This window comes from Pseudoalteromonas sp. AOP7-A1-14 (assembly GCF_052376275.1).
Taxonomy (GTDB): Bacteria; Pseudomonadota; Gammaproteobacteria; order Enterobacterales; family Alteromonadaceae; genus Pseudoalteromonas.
On record NZ_JBQSVO010000304.1, the window covers coordinates 1 to 368 of the forward strand.

Below are 368 nucleotides of genomic sequence, written 5' to 3' on the forward strand. Positions count from 1 at the left end.
TGCCGTGCACGTAATATTAGTTACTTGCATGTTATTGACGCACTGGTTAAAAAACCATTGGCATTTCGCTACTCACAACTACGTGACGACTTACTTCCAAGCGACAATTACAAAGCTATTTGGGAATACGTTAATGCCCACCTTTTAGCGGATGAAGCGAGCTATTACATGGTAAAACTGCTCCATTTAGCAAAACAAAGTGGGTGCGAACGTCAATTAGGACGATTTGTAGCAGCGTCAATTACTCAGCGACAATTACCGGCCATCCGAGAATGTGAAGCGCAATTTTTAGTGATTGCATCAAACATACCCACAATAACAATAAAGCAACACAGCTTGAGCGCTTATAGCAGCATGATACCGGGAGG

Annotated in this window: 1 pseudogene; it reads left to right on the forward strand. The window is 42.7% G+C overall.

Features of this window, described 5'->3' with window-relative positions:
* Positions 1 to 368 (forward strand): annotated as a pseudogene (locus tag ACT3RM_RS18230) (IS21 family transposase); the annotation flags it as partial.